This window comes from Pseudomonas sp. BN414 (assembly GCF_029871275.1).
Classification (GTDB): Bacteria; Pseudomonadota; Gammaproteobacteria; order Pseudomonadales; family Pseudomonadaceae; genus Metapseudomonas; species Metapseudomonas resinovorans_C.
The window spans coordinates 23,094-44,120 of sequence record NZ_SSOL01000055.1; the positions used below are offsets into that span (position 1 = coordinate 23,094).

A 21,027-nucleotide genomic window follows, 5' to 3' on the forward strand; every position below is an offset into this window, starting at 1 on the left:
GCGCCACTCAGACGATGTCCCACCTCAGCATCATCGCGTGATCCTCGTGGATCAGGTTGTGGCAGTGCATGACGTACTTGCCTTTGAAGTCACGGAAACGCAGGAACACTCGCAAGGTGGTGAACGCTTCGATCACGTAGACGTCCTTCCGACCACGTTGTTGCGCGGGCACTGGCACGCTCACGCCGTCGACGATCTTGCCGATGATCTGCCCCTCTTCGAAGTGGATATGGATCGGGTGAGTCCAGCCATCCTCGGGGTTCACCAGCTCCCAGATCTCGGCGCGGCCTTGGGGGATCAAGGCGCGCGGAGCTCGGACGTTGACGATCTGGTCATTGATCGTCCAGATGCCGCTGTTGCGCGCGAAGACCCAGCGCCGCACCGGTGCGGCGGCGATTTCCGCAGCAGTGATCGGTGGCAGCGGGCGCAGCACGGCAGGCACCTGGCTCAGGTCCTGCTCGGGCGGGACGCGATCGACGATGATCTTCAGCACGCGGGTGCCCGGGTCCTTGATGTCCTTGCCTTCCCGGGTGTCTTCCTGGCGCATCTTGTTGACCAGGTAGAGCACGGTGCCTATCGGGTATTTGGAGAAGTCGACGACTATGTCCATGCGTTCGGCAACGCCCATCTGGAAACTGGTCTGGTTCAGCAGCGGCGCCGGTAGCAGGTTGCCGTCGTTGGCGATGAACGTGAACCGCTGCGTCACGCCGCCGGCGGTCATCAGATAGATGGCGTAGAAGCGGCTTGGTCCGGTGTTGAGGAAGCGCAGGCGATATTTCCGCGCCGCTACCTTCAGGACCGGCTCGATGAGTCCGTTCACCACGACCTTGTCGCCCAGCACCCCCTCGGGGTTGACCTGGTCGTAGAACAGGACGCCATTGGCGTCGAAACGGCGGTCCGAAAAGTCCAGCTGATAGTCGTAGGGAAAACTGGGCAACCTCAGCGCGCTCGGGCTCGGATCGCGCTCGTTGCCCGAGTCGACGTCGTCGAACAGGAGGTAGAAACCGAACAGCCCGCGCACCAGGTTGGGCGCGGTGAAATCCAGGGTGTGGTCATGGTAGAACAGCGTGCCCAGGCCTTCGCGCGAATCACCGATATGGTTTTGCAGCTGGTCGTAGCCGGCGTAGATGTTGGGATAGAAGTGGTCCTTGAAGGCGCCGGGCGAAGTCAGGGTCGGTCCTGCCTTGTTCGCGCTGTAGTAGTCACCGGGGAAGCCGTCGCTTTCCGATCCCGTGTGGGCATTGTGCAAGTGGGTCGATATTTCCGGTGTGCCGAAGCCTACGTGATTCTGTGGCAGCTGGTTGCGAAAGCGCACGATGACCGGCTTGCCATAGCGGGCATAGATGACCGGGCCGGGGGTGACCGCGCCCGGCGTGTTGCCTTCGTAGCCCCAGATACGTTGCGGCGGATAGGCCGGGTGGAACACCCAGTCGGGACGCTGCTTGGCCTTGAGTTCATACAGCAGCGGCGCACCGAGCACACCCGTGAGTTCTGCGTAGCGCTGGTGGGGCGCGCGTCCGGCTTCGCCACCCGCGGTATTGGCCAGCACCGTGGGGCTCGGGGTCAGTGTCGCGACGGCCTGCAGTGGTGTGATCTGATTGGGCAAGGTGGACAGCCAGGGGGTCGTGGGCGGGCTGGGCGGAAACACCGGCGCGCTTGCCGCACTGCTCCTGCTCGATTGCAGCAGCAGCGGCGACAGCAATGCAGCGGCACCGAGCTTGAGGAAGTCGCGTCGGCCGTCGTCAGCGTGTGGCTTCGCCGTGGGCGGCCAATGTTTTTTTCGGCGTTTCGAGTCTGCGTTTTTCACGGCTGTCCCTCCCTCAGAAGGCTGCTCGCATTTCGCTGACTGCATCGCTGCGCTTCCTGTCGTGGCGGAGCGCCAGCTTCGTAGACGCACCAGGAGCTTGGCTGCCAGGTACGGGAAGAGGACCTACAGCCAAACGCCGCTGACGTGCTTTCGCTTTTCAGCACGAAGCTGCATGGGGGGCTGTGCGTGGATGATGGTGCGTACGGATTCGAGTGGAGGAGGAAGGGCGCAGCTTCGCAGCAAGAGGGTGGTGTTCCGTGGTGGCGCAGCCGTGCGCGCGCGTGCTCCTCTGCTCATGATCGGCTCCGTCGTCGCTCAGGCCAGGGCATCAGGTGCGGCTCCCTTCTTTGGTGAACCACGGTGTCTTTCAGCCAGTCGCGCACAGGTTGGAGGCTGGAGTGTGTTGCAAAAGATTTCAATTCTCAGTTTAGATCAGCAAACTTTCCTTGAGCTGTGCAACTTATTGTTTCGGAAAGATTTTTATAGACCGATGCGACCCAAAGGCAATGGCTGTTAGGTCTGGAGGATGTATTGCATACCTGGCCTGCATGATCGACCAGCGTACAAAGGGCTGATTTAGGGCGCCGGGGTGCTTGCCGGCGCGGCCCTCCGGAAACTGGTGGTTCCGGCGGCGAAGAGCTACTACGGCCAGACCGCATTGTCGGGCTGCACTTTCTACGCCGTTTCAGGCCCGCGGGTCTAACCCGAAGGCGCGTAGCTCTTGCTCGCACCGGCAGGCCTTCGCAATGCGCGCGGCCCACGCGACGGCCTCCTCGCGCGAGGGCAGTTCGAGGACGGTGAAGCCGCCGTCAAGCGGGGGCGCCCACGGGTAGCCGCCCTCGGCTACCGACCCGTTGGCCGAGACGAGCACGGGCGGCACAGCTTCGTCGATGCCGCCAGCGAAGACGTAAACGCCAGCGGCCTTCGCCTCCTCGATCACGGTGTGCGCGTCGCGGCCCACTGCCTCCCACTCGCCCTCGGGCACGACCATCGCCGCACTGGGAAAGGAAATCAGGTACTTGGCCATAGTGCGCTTTCCTTGGAGATTGATGACGGTGGTGAAGTGTGGGCCCCAAGTGGCGTGATAACCAATATTCAGACGTGGCGCATAACATTCCTTGTCTCTGCCGATCCCTTCCAGACTGGTGTGCCGCAGGGATCGGCTTGTCCGAATGCCGCTGCCTCTTCCAGGCTTTCGCAAGCCACACGGAGTTGGATCTCCAGCGCAGCGTCTGATGTCGGCGCTTCTCCTCAGAGCTCCAGGACCAGCGGCTGCACGCCGCTTGCGTCTTCCGCTGGCACCGCGCAGCAGATGAGCACCGTGCCTTCGTCTGGCATCTCCGCTGGCGGATGGGGGTAGTGCACTTGCCCGCTGAGTACCCGCGTGCGGCAGGTGCCGCAGGAGCCGCCACGGCAGCTGAAGTCGGGAGACAGCCCACGGCTTTCCGCCAGTTCCAGGAGGCTGCCGCTGTCCGGTTTCCAGCGCGCTTCCTTGGCCGAGGCGGCGAAGTACACCGGTACCGGTGACGTTGCTGCCGGTGGCTGGGCGGGTTTTGGTGGCTGCGTGTCGTCATGGCGTTGCAGCGTCGAGGGGCCGAAAGTCTCTGCGTGGATGCGCCCATCGGCGATGTGCAGGCCGCGCAGGCCGTCATAGATAGCCTGGGTGAAACTCCCCGGTCCGCACAGGTAGAAATCGTAGTCATCCAGCGGCAGGTGGGACTTGATCTCCGTGATGTCGATGCGGCCGGTCAGTTCATGGTCGCGGCCCAGAACCGCGTCCTCGGCCGGCTGGCTCAGCGCCCGGCGTACATGAAGCAAGGCAGGGCAGCGCTGGCGCAGTGCATCGATTTCCCGTTGAAAGGGCAGTTGCTGCAAGGTCCGCGCGGACTGGAACAGATGGATGCGCCGTTGGCGACCCTGCGATTCGTTCTGCGCCACCAGCTCCCGCAGCATCGACAGCAGGGGAGTGACGCCAACGCCTGCGCCGATCAACACCACGGGCCGCTCAGTGTCGCCGGCCAGGGTGAAGTTGCCCATGGGGGCACGTACCTGCAACCGATCACCGACCTGGAGCTGCTCGTGCAGATGGCGCGAGGCCCGTCCCTGAACCTTGACGCTGATGCGCAGATGGCCGTCCGACGGCGCGCTGGAAAGGCTGTAGGTGCGAACCAGCGCTTCCTCGCCGGAGCCCGTGTGTATGCGCAGCGGTAGATGTTGCCCTGGCGTGAAGTCCACTGCCGCGCCATCTGCGGGTTGCAGGTAGAAGGAGCGGATGTCCTGGCTCTCCTGTTCCAGGCGTACCACTTGCCATTCCTGCCACCGCTGACGCTGTTCGCGCTGGCGCAGCTTCTGGTCTGTCTCGGCCCAGGTGCCGGTCATCAGGCTGGTCGGCGCGTATTCCTGGAAATCCCAACGAATCGATAGCGCACTTGGCCGCAGCACGGCCTGCCGCACCTCGAAGGTCCAGAGGCGCTCCGCGCCCTCGAAGACGGCGATCAATGGGCTGTCGAAGATCAGTTCGGTGGTCCCGGACAACTGCAGCATGTCGCCGCTGGCGAAGTCGACGAAGAGCAAGCCGGCCACGGGATTGGTCTGGAGGTTGCCGAGGGTGTTGAAGTGCAGGTTGCCGGCGTAGTCGGGAATGGTCAGCTGATTGCCGGTGACCTTGACGAAGCCCGGCCGGCCGCCGCGATGGGAGACATCCACCGAGCGTTGCCCGTCCTCGTGCTCGATGTAGCTGGCGACGAAGAAGGTGTCGGCCTTGCGGATCATCTCCACCAACGTCTCGTCCAGCGCCGCGAAGTCCTGGCGCGCGTTGTGCTCGCCGTGGCGCTGTTCGACACGGGTATAGGTGCGCTTTTGTATGTACTGCGGGCAGTTGCCGAAGGAGTGTTCGACGGCAATCTCCAGATGGCCCGCGTCGGCCCGCTGCAGGATGCCGTTGATGCGATTGCGCCGCCGCGTATGCAGCTCGATGCCCAGCATGCCGACAGCGCTGCCGGCCTGCAGGCCGCTGAGGGCCGGGTCCTGGCTGTCCAATGAGTCCGATACCTCCAGACGCCGGGGATCGGGCGAGGTGACGAAGCCTTCCGGCCCTTCGAGCAGCGTCGCCCAGGGCCGGCCCTGGTCATCCACCGCGCCGACGACCATGAACGGCAACTGGTGATAGAAGTCGCGGTGCTGGTCGGGCATGTAGTCGCGAATCACCCGCTGGCCGAACTCGTCCATACGCTCGGAGACGCCGACGCGTTCCTGAATGGCCTTCTCGCCGGCGTGCCAGGGTGATGGGCGGTGCTTGGGAAGATGGGCCATGGCGGACTCCTCGCTGGAAGGCTGCCGGATTTCCCGGCAGCGGGCGGCCGTATCAGCCGGCTTGAAGGCCGGCGGCGGTGCGTTGCATCGGGACGAAGCCGGGCAATGCCTCGACGCGGGCCAGCCAGGCGCGCAGGTTCGGGTAGGCCTCCAGCGACACGTTGCCCTCTGGTGCGTGTGCGATGTAGGCGTAGTTGGAGATATCGGCGATGGTCGCCGTCTCGCCGGCGAGGAAAGGCGACTTGGCCAACTCGCTCTCCATTACCCGGAACAGGGTGTGGGCGCGGGTGAGGACTTCCTCGGTGTTGAATTTGGCACCGAACACGGTATTCAGTCGGGCGGCGGCCGGGCCGAAGGCGACCTGGCCAGCGGCCACCGATAGCCAGCGTTGCACACGGGCAGCGCCGATCGGGTCTTCCGGCAGCCAGTGGTTGCCGTACTTTTTCGCCAGGTAGACGAGGATGGCGTTGGAGTCGCTGACGATGGTGCCGTTGTCGTCGATCACCGGCACCTGGCCGAAGCTGTTGAGGGCGAGGAACTCGGGCTGCTTGTGGGCGCCCTTGGCGAGGTCGACGGAAACCAGCTCAGTGGGCACTTCCAGCAGCGAGAGCAACAGCTCGACGCGGTGGGCGTGGCCGGACAGGGGGTGGCGGAAGAGCTTGATGGGGTGAGGCATTGCAGCGACTCCGATTCGGGCGGGGAAAGGCAGCGCCGAGTTGGACCATATCGGGGTGCTCGCGCTGACGGATGAATCCTGCGCCGGAACACGCTTTAGCAGAATCGCCGGTCCGGACAATCCAGCGTTTCAGAATCCGAAAGAATGCCCGTGAGACTCAGCCACGCAGTGCCGGATGGGCGCGCAGACGGGGCACGGCGAAGTCGAGGAAGGTCCGGACCCGCGCGGCCGCACGGCGGCCTTCGCGGTAGATCAGCCCGACTGGCAGGCCGGGTGCGGAAAAGTCCTCCAGCACGATTTCGAGCGTGCCGCTCTGCAATTCCTGGTGCGCCTCGAAGCTCATGCAGCGCGCGAGCCCCAGGCCCAGGGCGGCAGCGCGTATCGCCGCGCTGCGGGTGCTGCAGGTCAGCCGCGGTGTCAGCCGTACCGAGCGCGACGCCCCTTGATGGAGGAAGCGCCAATCGCTCGAGGCGCCCGATGCAATGATCAGGTGCGTCTTGAGGTCTTCGAGTGTTTGCGGCCGCCCGTGGCGCGCCAGATAGTCCGGTGCGGCGCAGACGACCGTCTTCACCGTTCCCACCGGCACGGCGAAGACCGAGGAGTCGGGCAGGTGGCCGACCACCAGGGCGACATCGATGCCGTCTTCCAGCAGGTGGGGCACGTCTTCGTGGTCCCGTGCGACCAGGCGTACGTCGGGGAAGGCCCGCAGGTAGTCGAGGGCGATGGGCGCAAACACCTGGTGAGCCATCAGCAGCGGCACCGAAATGGTCAGCTGCCCGGCCGGATAGGCGTGCAGGCCGGCCGCCGAACGATCCGCTTCGGCGATCGCCTGGAGAATCTGCCGGCTGCTCGTGGCAAAGGCCACTCCCGCGACGCTCAGACTGATGCCGCGCGGGCCGCGCAGCAGCAATGTGGTCTGCAGACGAGCCTCCAGGCCGGCGACCATGCGCATCACCGTCGCCGTGGACAGGCCGAGCAGCCGCGCCCCGGCGGCAAGGCTACCCGTTTGCGCCACGGCGTCGAACACCTCCATTTCCCGGTAACGGCCCAAGGCACTACTCCGCGGTGACGGCCTGCAGTGCCGGATCGTTGCGCAGGCGCGCGGCACAATGGTCGACGAAGGTCCGGACCGTGGCAGACACGCGCGCGCTGCTCTGGTGCAGCAGGTGAATGGGCAGCGGCGGCATGCCGTACCGGTCGAGGACGATTTCCAGCTCGCCCTTCGCGATGGCCTCGGCGACCTGATAGGAGAGCACCCGTGTAAAGCCCCAGCCCCTGCGCGCCGCATGAATCGCCGCGTTGACGGAACTGACCACGAATCTCGCCTGTGGGCGCAGGGTGAACGGCCCCTCCGAGCCGATGAATTGCCAGTCGGTCAGCAGTGAACTGGCCGAGGACATCACCACCGGTGCGTCGTGCAGATCGGCAGGTGATTCCGGTCTGCCGAACGAATCGAGAAAGGCCGGTGCGGCGCAGACCACGGGACGAATCTCGCCGACCTTCAATGAGGTCAGTCCGCCCTCGGGGAGCTGGCCGATGCGCAGCGCGACGTCCACGCCTTCGTCGATCATGTTCACCACCCGATCCACCAGCATCGCGTTGATCGTCACATCGGCATAGGCGGCCAGGTAGTCGGCAATCAGCGGCACCATGTACAGCTCGCCGAAGACCACGGGCGCGGTCACGGTGAGATTGCCACGCGGCCGCAGCGCGCTTCCGGAGGCCAATTCTTCCGCTTCCTCCAGCTCCAGCAGGATGCGCCGGCAGTCCTCCACATAACGCCGGCCCGCCTCGGTCAGCCGAACGCTGCGGGTACTGCGCGCCAGCAGCAACGTGCCGAGCCGTGCCTCCAGCGCTGCGATGGCGCGGGTCACGCTGGGCGGCGACAGGCCCAACTGCTTCGCACCCGCCGCGAAGCTTCCCGCTTCTGCCACCACCACCAGCACCTTCATTTCCTGGAACCTGTCCATGCGCCACCGCTGCGTGCCTGCAAACCTGATGGGGGAGTATGCATGGCGACGATTGTCCGCGGTGCTGAAATCATCGCGAAGCCGGGCTGGCGAACTCAGCGCAGAGAACTGAAGGCGGCGCGCACCTCGCGGCTGAACAGCTCCGGCTCTTCCCAGGCGGCGAAGTGCCCGCCCTTGTCTACGCGTTGGAAGTAGATGAGCTTGTGGTAGGCCCGCTCCGCCCAGCTCTTCGGCGGTTTGTAGACCTCGCCGGGGAATATGGTCACCGCGGCGGGAATGCTGATCGGAGTCATGGGTGCGGTGCTGGCGCTGTTCTCCCAGTAGATGCGTGCGCTCGAGGTTGCCGTGTCGGTCAGCCAGTAGAGGGAGATGTTGTCGAGCATTTCATCGCGGGTGAAGGCGCGTTCCGGCTCGCCCCGGGTGAATACCCACTCGCCGTACTTGTCGTAGAACCAGGCCGCCAGCCCGGCCGGCGAATCGGCCAGGCCGTAGCCGAGGGTTTGCGGACGGGTTGCCATGATGGCGGCGAAGCCAAATCCCTTGCCGAGGAACTCTCGGGCCGTATCGAACACTTCCCGTTCCTCTGCATTCAGGTTCGCCGGGGCGGGGTCGCCGCACTTCAATGCCTTGCCCACCTCGGGCGGGAGGGTAGTTGCGCGCTCCACCCGATTGACGTGGATGCCGAGCAGGCCGGCGGGCGCCTGGCGTCCCATGGCGTCCGAAATGATGGCACCCCAGTCGCCACCCTGCGACACGTAGCGCGTGTAGCCGAGGCGCTTCATCAGCGTATCCCAGGCGCGCGCGATGCGGTCGGGGTTCCAGCCCGTGCTGGTGGGCTTGCCGGAGAAGCCGAAGCCCGGAATCGAGGGCAGCACGAGGTGGAAGGCCTCCTCGGCTGTGCCTCCATGTGTCGTGGGGTCGGTCAGCGGACCTATGACCTTCAGCAACTCGAAGACGGAGCCGGGCCAGCCGTGGGTCATGATCAGTGGCAGCGCATCCGCGTGGCGGGAGCGGACATGGATGAAGTGGATGTCCAGGCCGTCGATGCTGGTCAGGAAATGGGGAAAGGCGTTGAGCTTCGCTTCCGCCTTGCGCCAGTCATAGCTGCCGTCCCAGTAGCGCACCAGCGCTTGTAGCTTGGCGAGCGGCACCCCCTGGGAGCGGTCGTCGACGGTTTCCCGGTCCGGCCAGCGGGTCGCAGCCAAGCGGCGGTGAAGGTCCTGGAGCGCCGATTGCGGAACCTCGGCGCGGAACGGACGCACCGCATCGGCCGCAGGCGGCGTCGTATCGGACTCGGAGAACGCTGTTATAGGGCGGAACATCGTGAGGGCTGTCAGTGCGGCGCCTTTCAACATCAGGGAACGGCGGGACAGGGCAGTGGCGTTGATCAACGGGTGGATGGCCATGGTCGTATTTCCTACCAGATGCAGGATCGAGGTGACGACCAGGCACTTGCGTCGAGATCACAGCCAACCAGGAGGGCGAGCACCAATCGGCACCGGCATCGGACCGCAACAGCCAACGGCACCTGTACGACAGAGGTGCGCTGAATTCCACGTTGGGCCGGATGTAAATGGAACTCTAGTGGATGGCATGGGGGCTTGCGAGGCACGGGGAGCCTTGTGGTGTAGGAGAGAGCTTGCTCGCGAAGGCTTGGCTCAGGTGGTTCGCGGGCAAGCCCGCTCCTACAGGTGCAGACGGGGGAGGGAGGGGGGAGGACAATCGATACCGCTCGGAACCAACGGCCTGGCCCTGTGGGGACGAATTCATTCGCGAAGGGCAACGCAGTTGCCCCCTATCACCCAACCCGCAGCTCCATCCGACGAAGTGCAAACCGACCCGGTGGGAGCGACTTCAGTCGCGAAGCGGCCTCCCGTTGCCCGCGAACCATATCCACCTTCGGGTGGCCGTTTTGCATTAGCGGGCAATACTTCTCTGCAAAGGTGGGCGTGTCGCGCTCCGCCGGGAGGTGTGAGGTGAACAAGCTATCAATTGTGGGTGTCGGGATGGTGGGTGAGGCGGCAGCTCAGATCATCGCCCGGGAAGAGTTCTGTCGTGAGTTGGTGATGATTGATGTGCAGGGGGACCTGGCGAAAGGCAAGGCGCTGGACGTCTGGCAGGCCGCAGTTGAGTCAGGTTCCGATACCCGGGTTTACGGCGGGTCCGATGCCGAAATGCTGCAGGATTCTGACCTGGTGGTGATTACGGCGGGTGTGCCGCGCAAGCCTGGTCAGTCGCGCCAGGATGTGTTGAGTATCAATCTGCCAATTCTCGACAGCATCATGCGGGATATTAATCGTCATGCTCCGGCGGCGACGGTGTTGGTGGTGTCGAACCCGGTCGACGTGCTGACCTATCGGGCCTGGAGCCTCAGTGGGCTGGGACGCGACAAGGTGTTCGGGCAGGCGGGGGTGCTGGATACAGCGCGCATGAAGTGTTTCATTGCCGAGGAGACAGGGTTCTCCGCTCGGGATATCACGGCGCTGGTGCTGGGAGGGCATGGCGATAGCATGGTGCCGCTGATGCGCTATTGCGCGGTCGGGTCGGTGCCGCTTTCTCACTTCCTGTCCAGTCAGCAGATTGACCGGATCGTGGAGCGCACACGCCAGGGTGGCGGCGAGATTCTGGGTTTGAAGAAGGTCGGGAGCGCCTGCGATGCACCGGGCGTGGCAATTGCACAGATGGTGGACGCTATCGCCAATGGGCGAAACCGCATCTTGCCAGCGGTCGCGATTCTCGAGGGCGAGTACGGCCGAACAGAGATTGCCATGGGCGTCCCCTGCGTGCTGGCAGCGGAGGGGATTGTGCGGGTGATCGAGTTGCCCCTGGATGCGCAGGAACAGGCGATGTTCGACCATTCTGCAGATCACGTGGTGCGTGATATTGCTGAAATGAAGGCTTTGTGAGCGGGGGTATATGAGCACGGAAAAGGGGACAGACTTATTCTCTCTGCTCTAGATCTTCGCTTCTGGCTGGAGACTGCCCATCACGGGCAGCTTCCCTAGCAGTGGCTATCTTGCCTCGCGACCTTGCCTCAGACATTCCCTTGTTTATGCCTGGCGCCAGGCTCGTCTATCCGCCGGTCCGTCCCCGGTTGGTAATGCCCGCCCGATCAAGAGAAGTCCGAGTGCGACCTGTGGCAATCCCATGGGCACTTCACACATTTTGCCCAACTACATGGGCATGGCCAAAACCAAGTAACTAATTCGTCCTTGGTGTCAGCGGCCCACCCTCTCACTCCGGATCACGCCTATAAGTTGGTCTGATGTATTTGTTTTTATAGGGATCTAATAACTTTTTCTTGGTTCTCTATTTGAGTTTTTGTGGCGCTTTCCCTCAAATTTCTATCAGCTCCGTTGCTCGGTCTGGCCGATTATTTGATTTTCGAATAACACGTATCGCTTGTTTAGTGCAGGTAGAGTTGCTCTATTCTTGCACGGACAGCCTTCTTCTCGGAATCTCTAAACAGCTCAGGTCGACTCATCTAAGAGCGTGGATCTTGGTGTTAGTGGTTCGTGCGCAGAAAATTCTGGGTGTCTCTGAAAATAATAGCGGTCGCATAGAAGTTGACGTGCTGCGACTATAGAGGGGATGTAATTTTGAATAAAATAGTGCTCGCTGTTGGGATCTTGGTCACGCATCTTGCCGATGCCTCCCAAACAAATACTAATTGGGAGTTTCTCGGTAATGGCTCTGAGATGCAGCATCATTCGGACTTGCAGAATATAAACCAGTCGACAGTAAAAGGCCTCGGTCTTGCGTGGTCTTTCGAGATGCCTAGCAATGCGGGCCTGGTGGGCAATCCATTGGTCAAGAATGGCATTGTTTACCAAGGTGGCCCAGGTGGCCAAATCTACGCAAATGATCTGAAGACTGGAAAGCTGTTGTGGCATTTCAAGTCTGAATATCCTCCTCAAGAGGCGATGAAACAATCTCTGCTGGGCCTGTGGGGGCGCCAGTTCAATCGCGGCGTCGCGCTTGAAGGGGATAATGCAATTATTGCTACAGGCGACTGTCGCTTGGTTGCCGTTGACCAGAAAACTGGCGAGAAGCGCTGGGAAGTCAAGAGTTGCAATCCGACCGAGTTCTACGGCATCAGTGCGGCCCCTCGCGTTGGTGCAGGTATGGTTTTCACGGGTAATACCTGCGCTGATTCGGGGATGACGAGAGGATATGTCGACGCCTTTGATGCCAAGAGTGGCGAACATAAGTGGCGTTTCTATACGGTCCCTGATGATCCTAAAACTGAGAAGGATCCTTTCTATCGTGATCTAGCCAAGACCTGGGGGACTGATTGGTACAGCAAGTCCCACGGTTGTGGCAGCGTCTGGGATGCCATGGTCTATGACGAAAAACTGAATCAACTGATCATCGGGGTAGGTGGTCCATCGCCGGTCGTGCCGACGTTGCGCGCGAGTGATGCCGGTGATGAACTTTTCACTAACTCAGTCGTTGCCCTTGATGCCAGTACTGGGAAGTACAAGTGGCACCATAAACAGGTGCCGCATGATGCTTGGAACATGGAGCCTTCGGTTGGTCTGATGGTTGCCGATGTGCCCGTCAATGGCACGAGTCGTCATGTCGTGGTGTCGGTGCCGAAGCAAGGGTTTACCTACCTTTACGACGCCAAGACAGGCCAGTTCCTTTCAGGCACCAAGTACGCGACTGTGAACGTGGCTAAAGGGCTTGATAAATCTGGACGCCCAATTCAGAACCCCGATGCGCATTACTGGAAGCGTGATGGACAGGACACCCTCGTAATTCCCGGGCCAACTGGTGCACACGGCTGGGAGGCGCTGGCGCTCAATCCCGCTACGGGCACTGTCTTCATCCCGATGATTACCATGCCCACCACCTACAAGCTTGATCCGGCGTCGCTGGTTGCGGGCGTGCAGGTCGATTACATGTATGGTGACAAGCCTGAGTCCCCCATAAAGGCCAGCAGCCAGGTTGTTGCAGTCGACCTCGCCAGCAATACAGTCAAGTGGCGCTCCGAAAAATCTGCGTTTCCGCTCAACGGTGGGTTGCTGCATACGGCCGGGGGCTTGGTTTTCCAAGGAACAGCAGACGGCAAACTGGTCATTTTCGATGACCGCACGGGCAAGACTCTTTGGGCTAACCAGGTTGGCGGGGCCATTCGTGCTGCACCTTCCACGGTCATGCTTGATGGTGAGCAGTACGTGCTGGTTGCCACGGGTAATGGTGCTGGGGCCAGTTCCGGGCAGGTGCTAGGTCGATATACCTCGACGCCGGAAAGCCGCACACCCGCTCGCCTTCTAGCGTTCAAACTGGGCGGAAAAGAAAGCTATCCGGCACTCGCTACGCCCGAACCTGTTCCCGTGCCGCGTCATGAGCGCATGAGTGCTGAACTGGCCGCCAAAGGATTTGGGCTGTTCGAGGCTAACGGTTGCGATATCTGCCATGGCCGGGAAGGTGGCGCCTCAAACGGCGGGAATCCTCCGAATCTCAATCGGCGCCACCCGGTTAACCTCGACGTTTTCAAGGCGATTGTGCAACAGGGGGCCCTTAAACCCATTGGCATGCCGCAGTTCGAAACCATGACCGATGAGGAGGCGGAAGCAATTTACGCCTACATCATCAACTCTGCATGGGCAGCTCACGAGGGCAAGACAGGGGAGTTGGAGAAGCCTGTGGAGCCCGAGAAACCGAAAGACGCCAAGGCTTCTCAGGGCGGCGTGAAGTTCATGTAGCCACTTTAGACCGTCTCTCTTTCAGCGAGACGGTCCCCTCATGTCTTAACGGTCAATCGCACCTCACTAGATTATTTGAGCGCTTTATAAGCTGTATAAATTGCAGCCGACTACAGGGTTTGCTGGAATCAATTTGTCCCATAATTAATACAAGGTGAGGGCAAAGATCATGTCGGTAAGTAGACGTCAGATGATTAAAGGTACCGCAGTCGGTATGGCTGCGGGTGTGCTCGCCTCTAAAGCTCTGCTGGCGAATAGTTCACCCATTAAGTCTGGTGGCAATGAATTTGATGTAATCGTTATTGGTGCAGGTTTTGCGGGGCTGACTGCTGCCAGAGACTGTGCAAAAAAAGGATATCGGGTGCTTTTGCTCGAGGCGCGGGGTCGTATTGGCGGGCGAACCTATGATATGGACTTCGATGGCGATCATATTGAGTACGGCGGCACCTGGATTCACTGGACGCAAGGCTATGTATGGGGCGAGTTTGCCCGATACGGTCTTACCCTTAAGGAAAGTCCTGCATTAGTGCCCGGAAATGCCTCTTGGATTTCCGAAGGAAAACTGCACAAGGGGCAGGCTGCCGATTTCTACGGAAAGATGATCGAAGGAGTAACTGCGTTCAGCGACATCGATGGCCAAGGTGGACGCACAGTATTTCCTCGTCCATATGATCCATTCTTCAATGAGCAACTGGTGCGCCAACTCGACAAGCTCAGTTTGGCGGATCGTCTTCGGGAGATGAAAGGGTCGCCTGAGTTGAAAGATATTACCGCCGGCCTGATGGCAATGGGCTGCGCGAGTCCGCTGGACCAAGGGGCCTTCCTGGATTGGATCAAATGGTGGGCACTCAACGATTATGACTTCGGACATCTAGGCGATCGTCAGGCACGTTTCAAAATCAAGGAAGGAACGGGAGCCCTGGCGAATGCGATTCTGAATGATGCCCCGGTTAAATTGCAGGTCAACGAGCCTGTGAGTGAAGTACAGCAAGTCGAAGGAGGCGTAATTGTCCGAACTTCGACCGGTACTTACCGCGCGGGGGCCGTCGTGGCTGCAGTACCGCTCGCTGTACTCGATTCGATTCAGTTCAGCCCCTCGCTCAATACCGTAAAGAGAGATGCCGCACAAACGGGCAATACCACCACGGGACGAAAAGTCTACTTCAAGCTCAAGGAAGATATAGGAGCCTGGACGGGTGTTGCGGCACCGCCAAACCCGGTGACCTATGCCTTCACCGAGAACACCGTATCGCCTGGTTCATTGATCGTCTCCTTCTGCTATCCGGGCGATATCGACTTCCACAATGTCACTGAAGCTCAACGTGCCCTGCGCACGTTGCTGCCTGACGTAAATGTTGTAGCGACCCGTTGCCACGATTGGACGGCCGATCCTTATTCGCGGGCTGAATGGTGCTGGTTCCGCCCAGGCACTTTGACCGGAGCGTTCAATGAACTTTCCAAGCCTGAGGGGCGTATTCACTTTGCCGGTGGTGACATTGCCCAAGGCTGGCGTGGGTTTATCGATGGCGCCATCGAGAGCGGCATGTTGGCGGCTCGGCAGGTCGATGAACAACTTTCAAAACAAACCCCAACAAAAGCTTCTGCAGGAGCCTGACATGCAAGACGTAAACGTAACGTGGGAAAGCCCGGGTGCATTCATTCACGTCGATTCCCAGCCGTGGTTGCCAATGAGCGACAGCCAGCAGCAGGGTGGTATCGAGTGGAAGCTGATGTATGCCCGTCCTGGTAATAGTCGCTGGACAGTGATGTACCGCGGCCCCGCCGGCAGCGCAATCATGCCGCACATTCACGCCGGTGAGGCCGAGGGGTATCTCTTCTATGGCAAGGTCACGACCAGTACCCCCGAGCACGCTGGTAGCGGTGAAGGTTTCATTCTCGAACCGGCGGGCGCTCACCATCCACTGACCAGGCTGCTTGAGGATACCTGCTTCATCCTCACCATGGACGGGCCGATCCGTTGGCTCCAGGACGATGGCTCGGAGCTGGTGCAAACCCCGGAGTCCGCCATGGCCGAGTGGGCCCGCCAAAATGCCGAGCACACCGGCACTCATTGAAAAGCGATCTGGAGAGAGCCATGCGTGTTGTTTTTATCCTTTCTTCCGCTGAAACGCTTCCACCAGATCGCAAAATCGGATGTTGGTTGGAGGAGCTCTTGGCTCCCTACTACCTCTTGCTGGACCACGGTGCGCAAATTGCCATTGCTACACCGAGAGGAGGGGCTGCTCCGATCGATCCTGTCAGTGTCGAGGCGCTTCAAGGTGCTGCGCTGATGCAGCGCTACAGGGACGACACCGAGTTGTCAGAGCGGCTGCAGAACACGATGCGGATCGAGCAGGTATCGCCCAGTGACTTCGATGCGGTGATCTACCCGGGCGGCTACAGTCCGATGCTCGACTTGAGGACCGATCCGGCCTCGATCGACCTGATCAGCAACATGCTGCATGACGACAAGCTTGTCGGGACCATCTGTCATGGGGCAGCGGTGTTATTGGAAGTGACGGACCCGCAAGGTCACCCACTGGTGCGAAACCGCTCGCTCACCGCTTTCACTGACAGTGAGGAGGAGGCCGTCGGTGCTCGCAACGCCGTGCCATACCTTGTCGAAAGCGAGTTGCGCAGCCAAGGGGCGATGTTCTTCGCCGCCCCCGACTGGCAAAGGAATGTGCTCGTGGATGGCAACATGATCACGGGACAGAATCCAGCCTCGGCATTGGGGGTTGGAGAAGAAATCATTCGTCTGCTCGCCACCAAGTGACAATAAAAATGACAATGAACACATCGCTTCTGTCCGCATTGGCCTTGAGCCTGTTTTGGGCGGGCGGCTGTGCCGCCGTCCAGAACACCGACTGGAATGTATTAGGCAATGGTCCGGATGCGCAGTACCACTCCGGACTTTCCCAGATAAATCGTGACAACGTTTCCCAGCTTGGAATTGCTTGGATTGGTGAGATACCAAGCGCCGACAGCCCCGTGGGCAACCCCCTGGTCAAGGATGGAATCATCTTCCAGAGTGCGACCTTGTCTCGCGTGTTCGCTACGGATGCGCGCACCGGCAAGCTCCTCTGGAGCTACTCACCGGATCTGGATTTCACCAATATCGGTCTGATTCGCTCCTGGTCGGCGCGGGTGAATCGCGGGCTGGCATTGAGCGGAGATCTCGCGATTGTGGGCACCGGAGATTGTCGTCTCGTCGCGCTCGACCAGAAGACCGGCAAAGTTGTCTGGCAAACACCGCGCTGCGATGAAACAGGTGTCACCGGGATCACCGGTGCTCCCCGTGTCGGTGGCGGCAAGGTCTTCATCGGCAACAACTGTGGCGATACAGGCCTGGCGAGGGGCTTTGTCGATGCCTATGACGAACGAACGGGTAGGCGCCTGTGGCGCTTCCATACCGTGCCCGACGACCCTTCGAAGCCACAGGCCGATGAGGTGATGACTCGGGCCGCCGCGACGTGGGGCAAGGGGTGGACCGAGCATACCAAGGGATGCGGAAGTGTCTGGGACTCCATCACCTATGATGCGGAGCTGGATCAGGTGTATATCGGCACGGGCGGTCCCTCTCCGTGGAATCCGACGAAACGCGGCAAGGGGGCAGGGGACGAGCTATACACCAATGCCATCGTCGCGCTGGATGCCAAGACCGGGAAATACCTGTGGCACTACACGGTTACGCCAAACGATGGTTGGAATCTTGAAGCTTCCGCCCCGATCGTGGTCGCGGAGCTTCCCGTGGAGGGCAAGCCGACCCGTGTCGTCATGAGTGCGCCGAAGAACGGATTCTTTTACGTGCTGAACGCCAGGACCGGCAAGTTCATCTCGGCGCGCAACCCGCTGCCGGTAACCTGGGCATTAGGCATCGACCCCAAGACCGGACGACCGAATCCGAACCCGGAAGCCGAGTACTGGAAGAAGCCTGGCGGTGTTTCTATTGTCGTCCCTGGACCAAGCGGCATGCGTAGTTGGTCGCCGATGGCATTTGATCCGGCCAGCAAGACGGCGTTCGCATCATTCGACTACCTACCCGTGAAAATGACGGTCGATAACACTGGCAGTTCACTGTACGGCGTCGAGAACGACATCTTTTCCATCGAGGACACGCCCGGGTACCAGCGTTACTCCGAACTGGTGGCATGGGATCCGATCGCCCAGGCAGCAAAATGGCGGGTAAAGCTGTCTAGCATCGTCAATGGTGGGGTGGTTCACACGGCTGGCGGGCTGGTATTCGAAGGGACATCGACAGGCGAGTTCAACGCCTATGACGATCGCGATGGCACGTTGTTATGGAGCCACAAAATGGCCGGCGGCGTGCGCGCGGCGCCCTCGACCGTGATGGTCGATGGTGAGCAGTACGTCATTGTTCCTGTGGGCAACAACAACTCGAGCCTGGGCCCGCGTTACTTTTCGAAGGTGGTATCTACCCCGGAAAACCAGGCGGCGCCGTCCCGCATCGTCGCTTTCAAGATCGGCGGCAAATTGCAGATGCAAGCGCATTCTCCACGGCAGCTCATTCAACCGGACTATCCGGAACCGGACTCGCGATTAGTCGAAAAGGGCAAGGTCAAGTTCGACCTTTTTGCGTGCAACGAATGCCACGGGCGGGATGTGATCGGCAGCGGTGGTTCGATACCCGATCTGAGATTCACCCGAAAAGCGATGTTCGATGTTTTCGATCGCATCGTTCAAGGCGGCCTATTCAAGTCAGCCGGTATGCCGGAGTTTGCCGATGCGAGTGCGGATGACTTGAGTGAACTCAAGGCATACATCCAGTCCCGGGCATGGGAAGACTACAAGCAACAACGTTAAGCATGTAATCCAGAAATTAATACACGCAACCCTTATGGGCGTTGCGCGAGGTTGCTCGTCCTGGTGTAACTGAAAGGACATATGCCTCGAGCTCTTTTGAACAACCAATATAATGGAGCAACGAACTTGAAGAAGATCTTTATGTCCGCCGCCACGCTGGCGCTAATGGCCTCTAACGCAATGGCTGAACCGCCGGCAATGGTCAATGGAAAACTGGTAGGCGATGTCCCCAAGATTGATTACGAGCAAGTACGCAAGATGCCACCCGTTGACTACAGTCAGCCGGCAAACTGGCTCTGTGGCCCCGACTCCCCTAATGACGCGTGTTACTCCGGTCTTGACGCAAAAGTGGCGGGTCCCAAGGGGGACCATGCTGTTGAGCGCTTTACGGCGGCCAAAAGTCCCTCAGTGGACTGTTTCTATCTGCACCCAACAGCGTCTGTCGACCAGGGGCCGTATAGCGATCTGAAGCCGGATGCTGAGTTGGTTCTCGTCAATGAACAGCTCGGGCGGCTGTCTTCTGTATGCCGGCCTATTGCGCCGCTATACCGACAGCTGACCGCATGGACCTTGGTATCACTGGAAGACAAGCACCCGGGCACCCAGCAATTGAGTCTGACTGACCCTCATGCACTGGACGTTCCTTACCAGGATGCGGTCGCGGCCTGGAAGTATTACCTCAAGCACTACAACAACGGCCGCGGTGTTGTCTTTGTGTCGCAGTCCAGTGGCTCACCGGTCATGGCACGCCTGATTGCTGAGCAGATTGAAGGCAAACCTGAACAGTCGCTTCTGGTGTCGGCCTACATCCCAGGCGGTATCGGCATTGACAGCGGTACGTTCAAGTCGGTCAAAGCCTGCGAGTCTAAATCGCAGACCGGCTGTGTGGTCGCATGGGCGACCTACAAGGACTCGGAAATGTCCAGTTGGCGCTACCTGGGGCGTTCGGCGCCAGGGGTGAAACCGCTGTGCGTCAACCCGGCGGAATTGGATGGCAGCGAAGGCCAGGCAATCTCATATGTGCAACGACCTCATAGCGAACTTGAGTCTGAGGACGCACCCAAGTTCATCAAGTTCGTTAATGAGGCTCAGACGCACTGCGTAACGGATGCTCGCGGCGGCGCGGTGAGCGTCACGATGAAGCCCAATAGTGAGATCGACCGTATCAACACAGCTTTGATGAATGCCTGGGGTGAGTTCCCCAAGATCTATGGAATGCACGAACTCGACATCAGCCTGTTTCACGGCAATATCACCAACCTGATTTCGAGTCAGTCCGCAGCGTGGCTGGCCCGGCAGGACAATCGCAGCGCGGCCAACTGAGCCAAGGAGCTGTTGTTGCCAGAAAGGAGGGGGTAACCCCTCCTTTTTTGTTTCAGTGGTTACTGGCCCTGCTCTGTGAACATACGTTTCAACGCCGTTCGGAACCACCTCGCGCTGGCATCACCCTTGGAGCGTGCATGCCAGTACATCTTGGCTTGCAGCCTGGGGACCTGGAAGGGTAGGGGCACGACTTGCAAGTTGAAGGGTTCGGCAAACTCCGTGGCGAGCAGGTCGGGGACCACGGAGATGAGGTCGGAATCCCGAATGACGGCAGGCGCCGTGACAATGTGAGCAATATTGGCGAACACGTTGCGCCTTAATGCGTTCTTGGCCACCTGTGCTTCATATTCCTGTTGATGGCGGGCCTCATGGCTGACGATCGCGTGGGGCACGGTTTCAAATTGCTCGATCGTCATCGACCCCTGGATGTGCGGATGATCGGCGCGGGCGATGACGACATGGTCAAGAGAAAGGAGTGGTAGTTCGGACATGCCATTGATGTCCAGGTCTGGAAAATAGCCCAGGGCGACATCGACTTCCCCTCGCTCCATCGCCCGGCCAAGGTCGTTGACCGGAAGCGAAACACAGGTGACGGAGCAATTAGGCGCTTCGCTCTTGAGCAATTGGATGATCTTTGGGTAGAAAAAAATTTCGCCCAGGTCCGAGGCGGCGAACACAAACCTTCTTCGCGCGTTAGCTGGGTCGAAAGCGCGTGAGTTGGTGATTTGCCCTTCGATTTTTTCGATGATTTCGGCAACGGGTGACCTGAGACTTTCCGCCAGCGAAGTGGGAACTAAGCCCGCAGCGGTTCTGATGAAAAGTTCATCATTGAAGAACTCTCTAAGTTTTGACAATGCAACACTGGTGGCAGGCTGGCTGATCCCTAAACGTGTCGCTGAGTTTGTGACATTGCGCTCCTCAAGCAAAACATTGAGCACAATAAGAAGGTTAAGATCCAAATCGCGATAATTCATTTTTATTATCCAGGCGCACGCACTGTACCCTGACGGAAGCGTGGGCACATGAAAGTGCCAGCGGCTTAGCCGCGTACAACCGACAGGCAACTGCTTGTCAGCATGCCAGAATCATGGCGGATGTTCGAGCGGTGATGTTGTGTACGACAAAGAAGAGTTCCGGAACTCCAGCCCGAAGTACGTAGCGGATGGAGATGATGTCTGATATACGCCCTGGCGTTATCACAAATGCTTATATGCGATATAACAAGACTTCCGAGCGCGCGCTACCTACTATCAAACCAGGCTTAACCCGGCGCTGGAGTTTCATGAGCCTTATCAATGCTTCTCCAATCGAGAACAAGAGGAAAGAAACCATGTGGATCAAACCTGCATACACAGACCTGCGCATCGGCTTCGAAGTGACCCTGTACTTCGCCAACCGCTAAGC

Annotated in this window: 16 protein-coding genes; 8 read left to right on the forward strand and 8 right to left on the reverse strand. The window is 60.1% G+C overall.

The annotated features are described in order from the left end of the window. Positions 1-7: 7 nt before the first annotated feature. From E8E95_RS11605 to E8E95_RS11635, 7 genes are all read right to left on the reverse strand, one after another. A complete protein-coding gene (locus E8E95_RS11605; protein WP_280350168.1) occupies positions 8-1,807 on the reverse strand; it encodes a multicopper oxidase domain-containing protein in 1,800 nt (599 codons plus the stop codon). Positions 1,808-2,492: 685 nt separating this feature from the next. Then, positions 2,493-2,834 carry a transcription initiation protein gene (locus E8E95_RS11610; protein ID WP_280350170.1) on the reverse strand — a complete coding sequence of 114 codons (342 nt, stop codon included), beginning with the start codon at positions 2,832-2,834 and terminating at the stop codon, positions 2,493-2,495. Positions 2,835-3,058: 224 nt separating this feature from the next. Continuing rightward, a complete protein-coding gene (locus E8E95_RS11615) occupies positions 3,059-5,119 on the reverse strand; it encodes a pyridoxamine 5'-phosphate oxidase family protein (RefSeq protein ID WP_280350172.1) in 2,061 nt (686 codons plus the stop codon). A gap of 52 nt (positions 5,120-5,171) precedes the next feature. After that, positions 5,172-5,795, reverse strand: a complete 624-nt coding sequence (locus tag E8E95_RS11620) for a glutathione S-transferase (protein WP_280350174.1) — start codon at positions 5,793-5,795, stop codon at positions 5,172-5,174. A 157-nt stretch (positions 5,796-5,952) separates the two neighbouring features. Further along, the gene (locus tag E8E95_RS11625) at positions 5,953-6,846 is read right to left on the reverse strand and encodes a LysR family transcriptional regulator (protein ID WP_280350177.1); all 894 of its coding nucleotides are present in this window, start codon (positions 6,844-6,846) and stop codon (positions 5,953-5,955) included. 4 nt (positions 6,847-6,850) lie between these two features. Continuing rightward, on the reverse strand, positions 6,851-7,765 hold the full coding sequence (locus tag E8E95_RS11630) for a LysR family transcriptional regulator (protein ID WP_280350179.1): 915 nt from the start codon (positions 7,763-7,765) through the stop codon (positions 6,851-6,853). A 95-nt stretch (positions 7,766-7,860) separates the two neighbouring features. Beyond that, positions 7,861-9,087, reverse strand: coding sequence for an epoxide hydrolase (locus E8E95_RS11635; protein WP_280350213.1), 1,227 nt, complete (start codon positions 9,085-9,087; stop codon positions 7,861-7,863). Positions 9,088-9,741: 654 nt separating this feature from the next. Between E8E95_RS11635 and E8E95_RS11640 the strand changes: the two genes are divergently transcribed. The 7 genes from E8E95_RS11640 to E8E95_RS11670 all read left to right on the forward strand — a co-directional run bounded on the left by E8E95_RS11640 (position 9,742) and on the right by E8E95_RS11670 (position 19,623). Then, positions 9,742-10,671: a malate dehydrogenase gene (locus E8E95_RS11640; RefSeq protein ID WP_280350181.1), complete on the forward strand. Its 930-nt coding sequence runs from the start codon at positions 9,742-9,744 to the stop codon at positions 10,669-10,671. Between the two features lie 693 nt (positions 10,672-11,364). Next, positions 11,365-13,476, forward strand: a complete 2,112-nt coding sequence (locus E8E95_RS11645; RefSeq protein WP_280350183.1) for a PQQ-binding-like beta-propeller repeat protein — start codon at positions 11,365-11,367, stop codon at positions 13,474-13,476. Positions 13,477-13,666: 190 nt separating this feature from the next. After that, positions 13,667-15,091, forward strand: coding sequence for an NAD(P)/FAD-dependent oxidoreductase (locus E8E95_RS11650; RefSeq protein ID WP_280350185.1), 1,425 nt, complete (start codon positions 13,667-13,669; stop codon positions 15,089-15,091). A gap of 1 nt (position 15,092) precedes the next feature. Continuing rightward, positions 15,093-15,551, forward strand: a complete 459-nt coding sequence (locus tag E8E95_RS11655) for a hypothetical protein (RefSeq protein ID WP_280350187.1) — start codon at positions 15,093-15,095, stop codon at positions 15,549-15,551. Between the two features lie 20 nt (positions 15,552-15,571). Next, positions 15,572-16,252, forward strand: coding sequence for a type 1 glutamine amidotransferase domain-containing protein (locus E8E95_RS11660; protein WP_280350190.1), 681 nt, complete (start codon positions 15,572-15,574; stop codon positions 16,250-16,252). A 14-nt stretch (positions 16,253-16,266) separates the two neighbouring features. Then, entirely contained in the window at positions 16,267-18,300 is a 2,034-nt protein-coding gene (locus tag E8E95_RS11665; protein ID WP_280350192.1) for a PQQ-binding-like beta-propeller repeat protein, read from the forward strand. Positions 18,301-18,426: 126 nt separating this feature from the next. Further along, entirely contained in the window at positions 18,427-19,623 is a 1,197-nt protein-coding gene (locus E8E95_RS11670) for a DUF3089 domain-containing protein (RefSeq protein ID WP_280350194.1), read from the forward strand. A 59-nt stretch (positions 19,624-19,682) separates the two neighbouring features. On the opposite strand, the gene E8E95_RS11675 is transcribed toward E8E95_RS11670, so the two are convergent. Then, entirely contained in the window at positions 19,683-20,597 is a 915-nt protein-coding gene (locus E8E95_RS11675) for a LysR family transcriptional regulator (RefSeq protein WP_280350196.1), read from the reverse strand. Positions 20,598-20,953: 356 nt separating this feature from the next. Here E8E95_RS11675 and pqqA point away from each other — a divergent pair, with 356 nt between their 5' ends. Beyond that, positions 20,954-21,025, forward strand: a complete 72-nt coding sequence (gene pqqA, locus E8E95_RS11680) for a pyrroloquinoline quinone precursor peptide PqqA (RefSeq protein ID WP_280350215.1) — start codon at positions 20,954-20,956, stop codon at positions 21,023-21,025. Positions 21,026-21,027 lie beyond the last annotated feature (2 nt).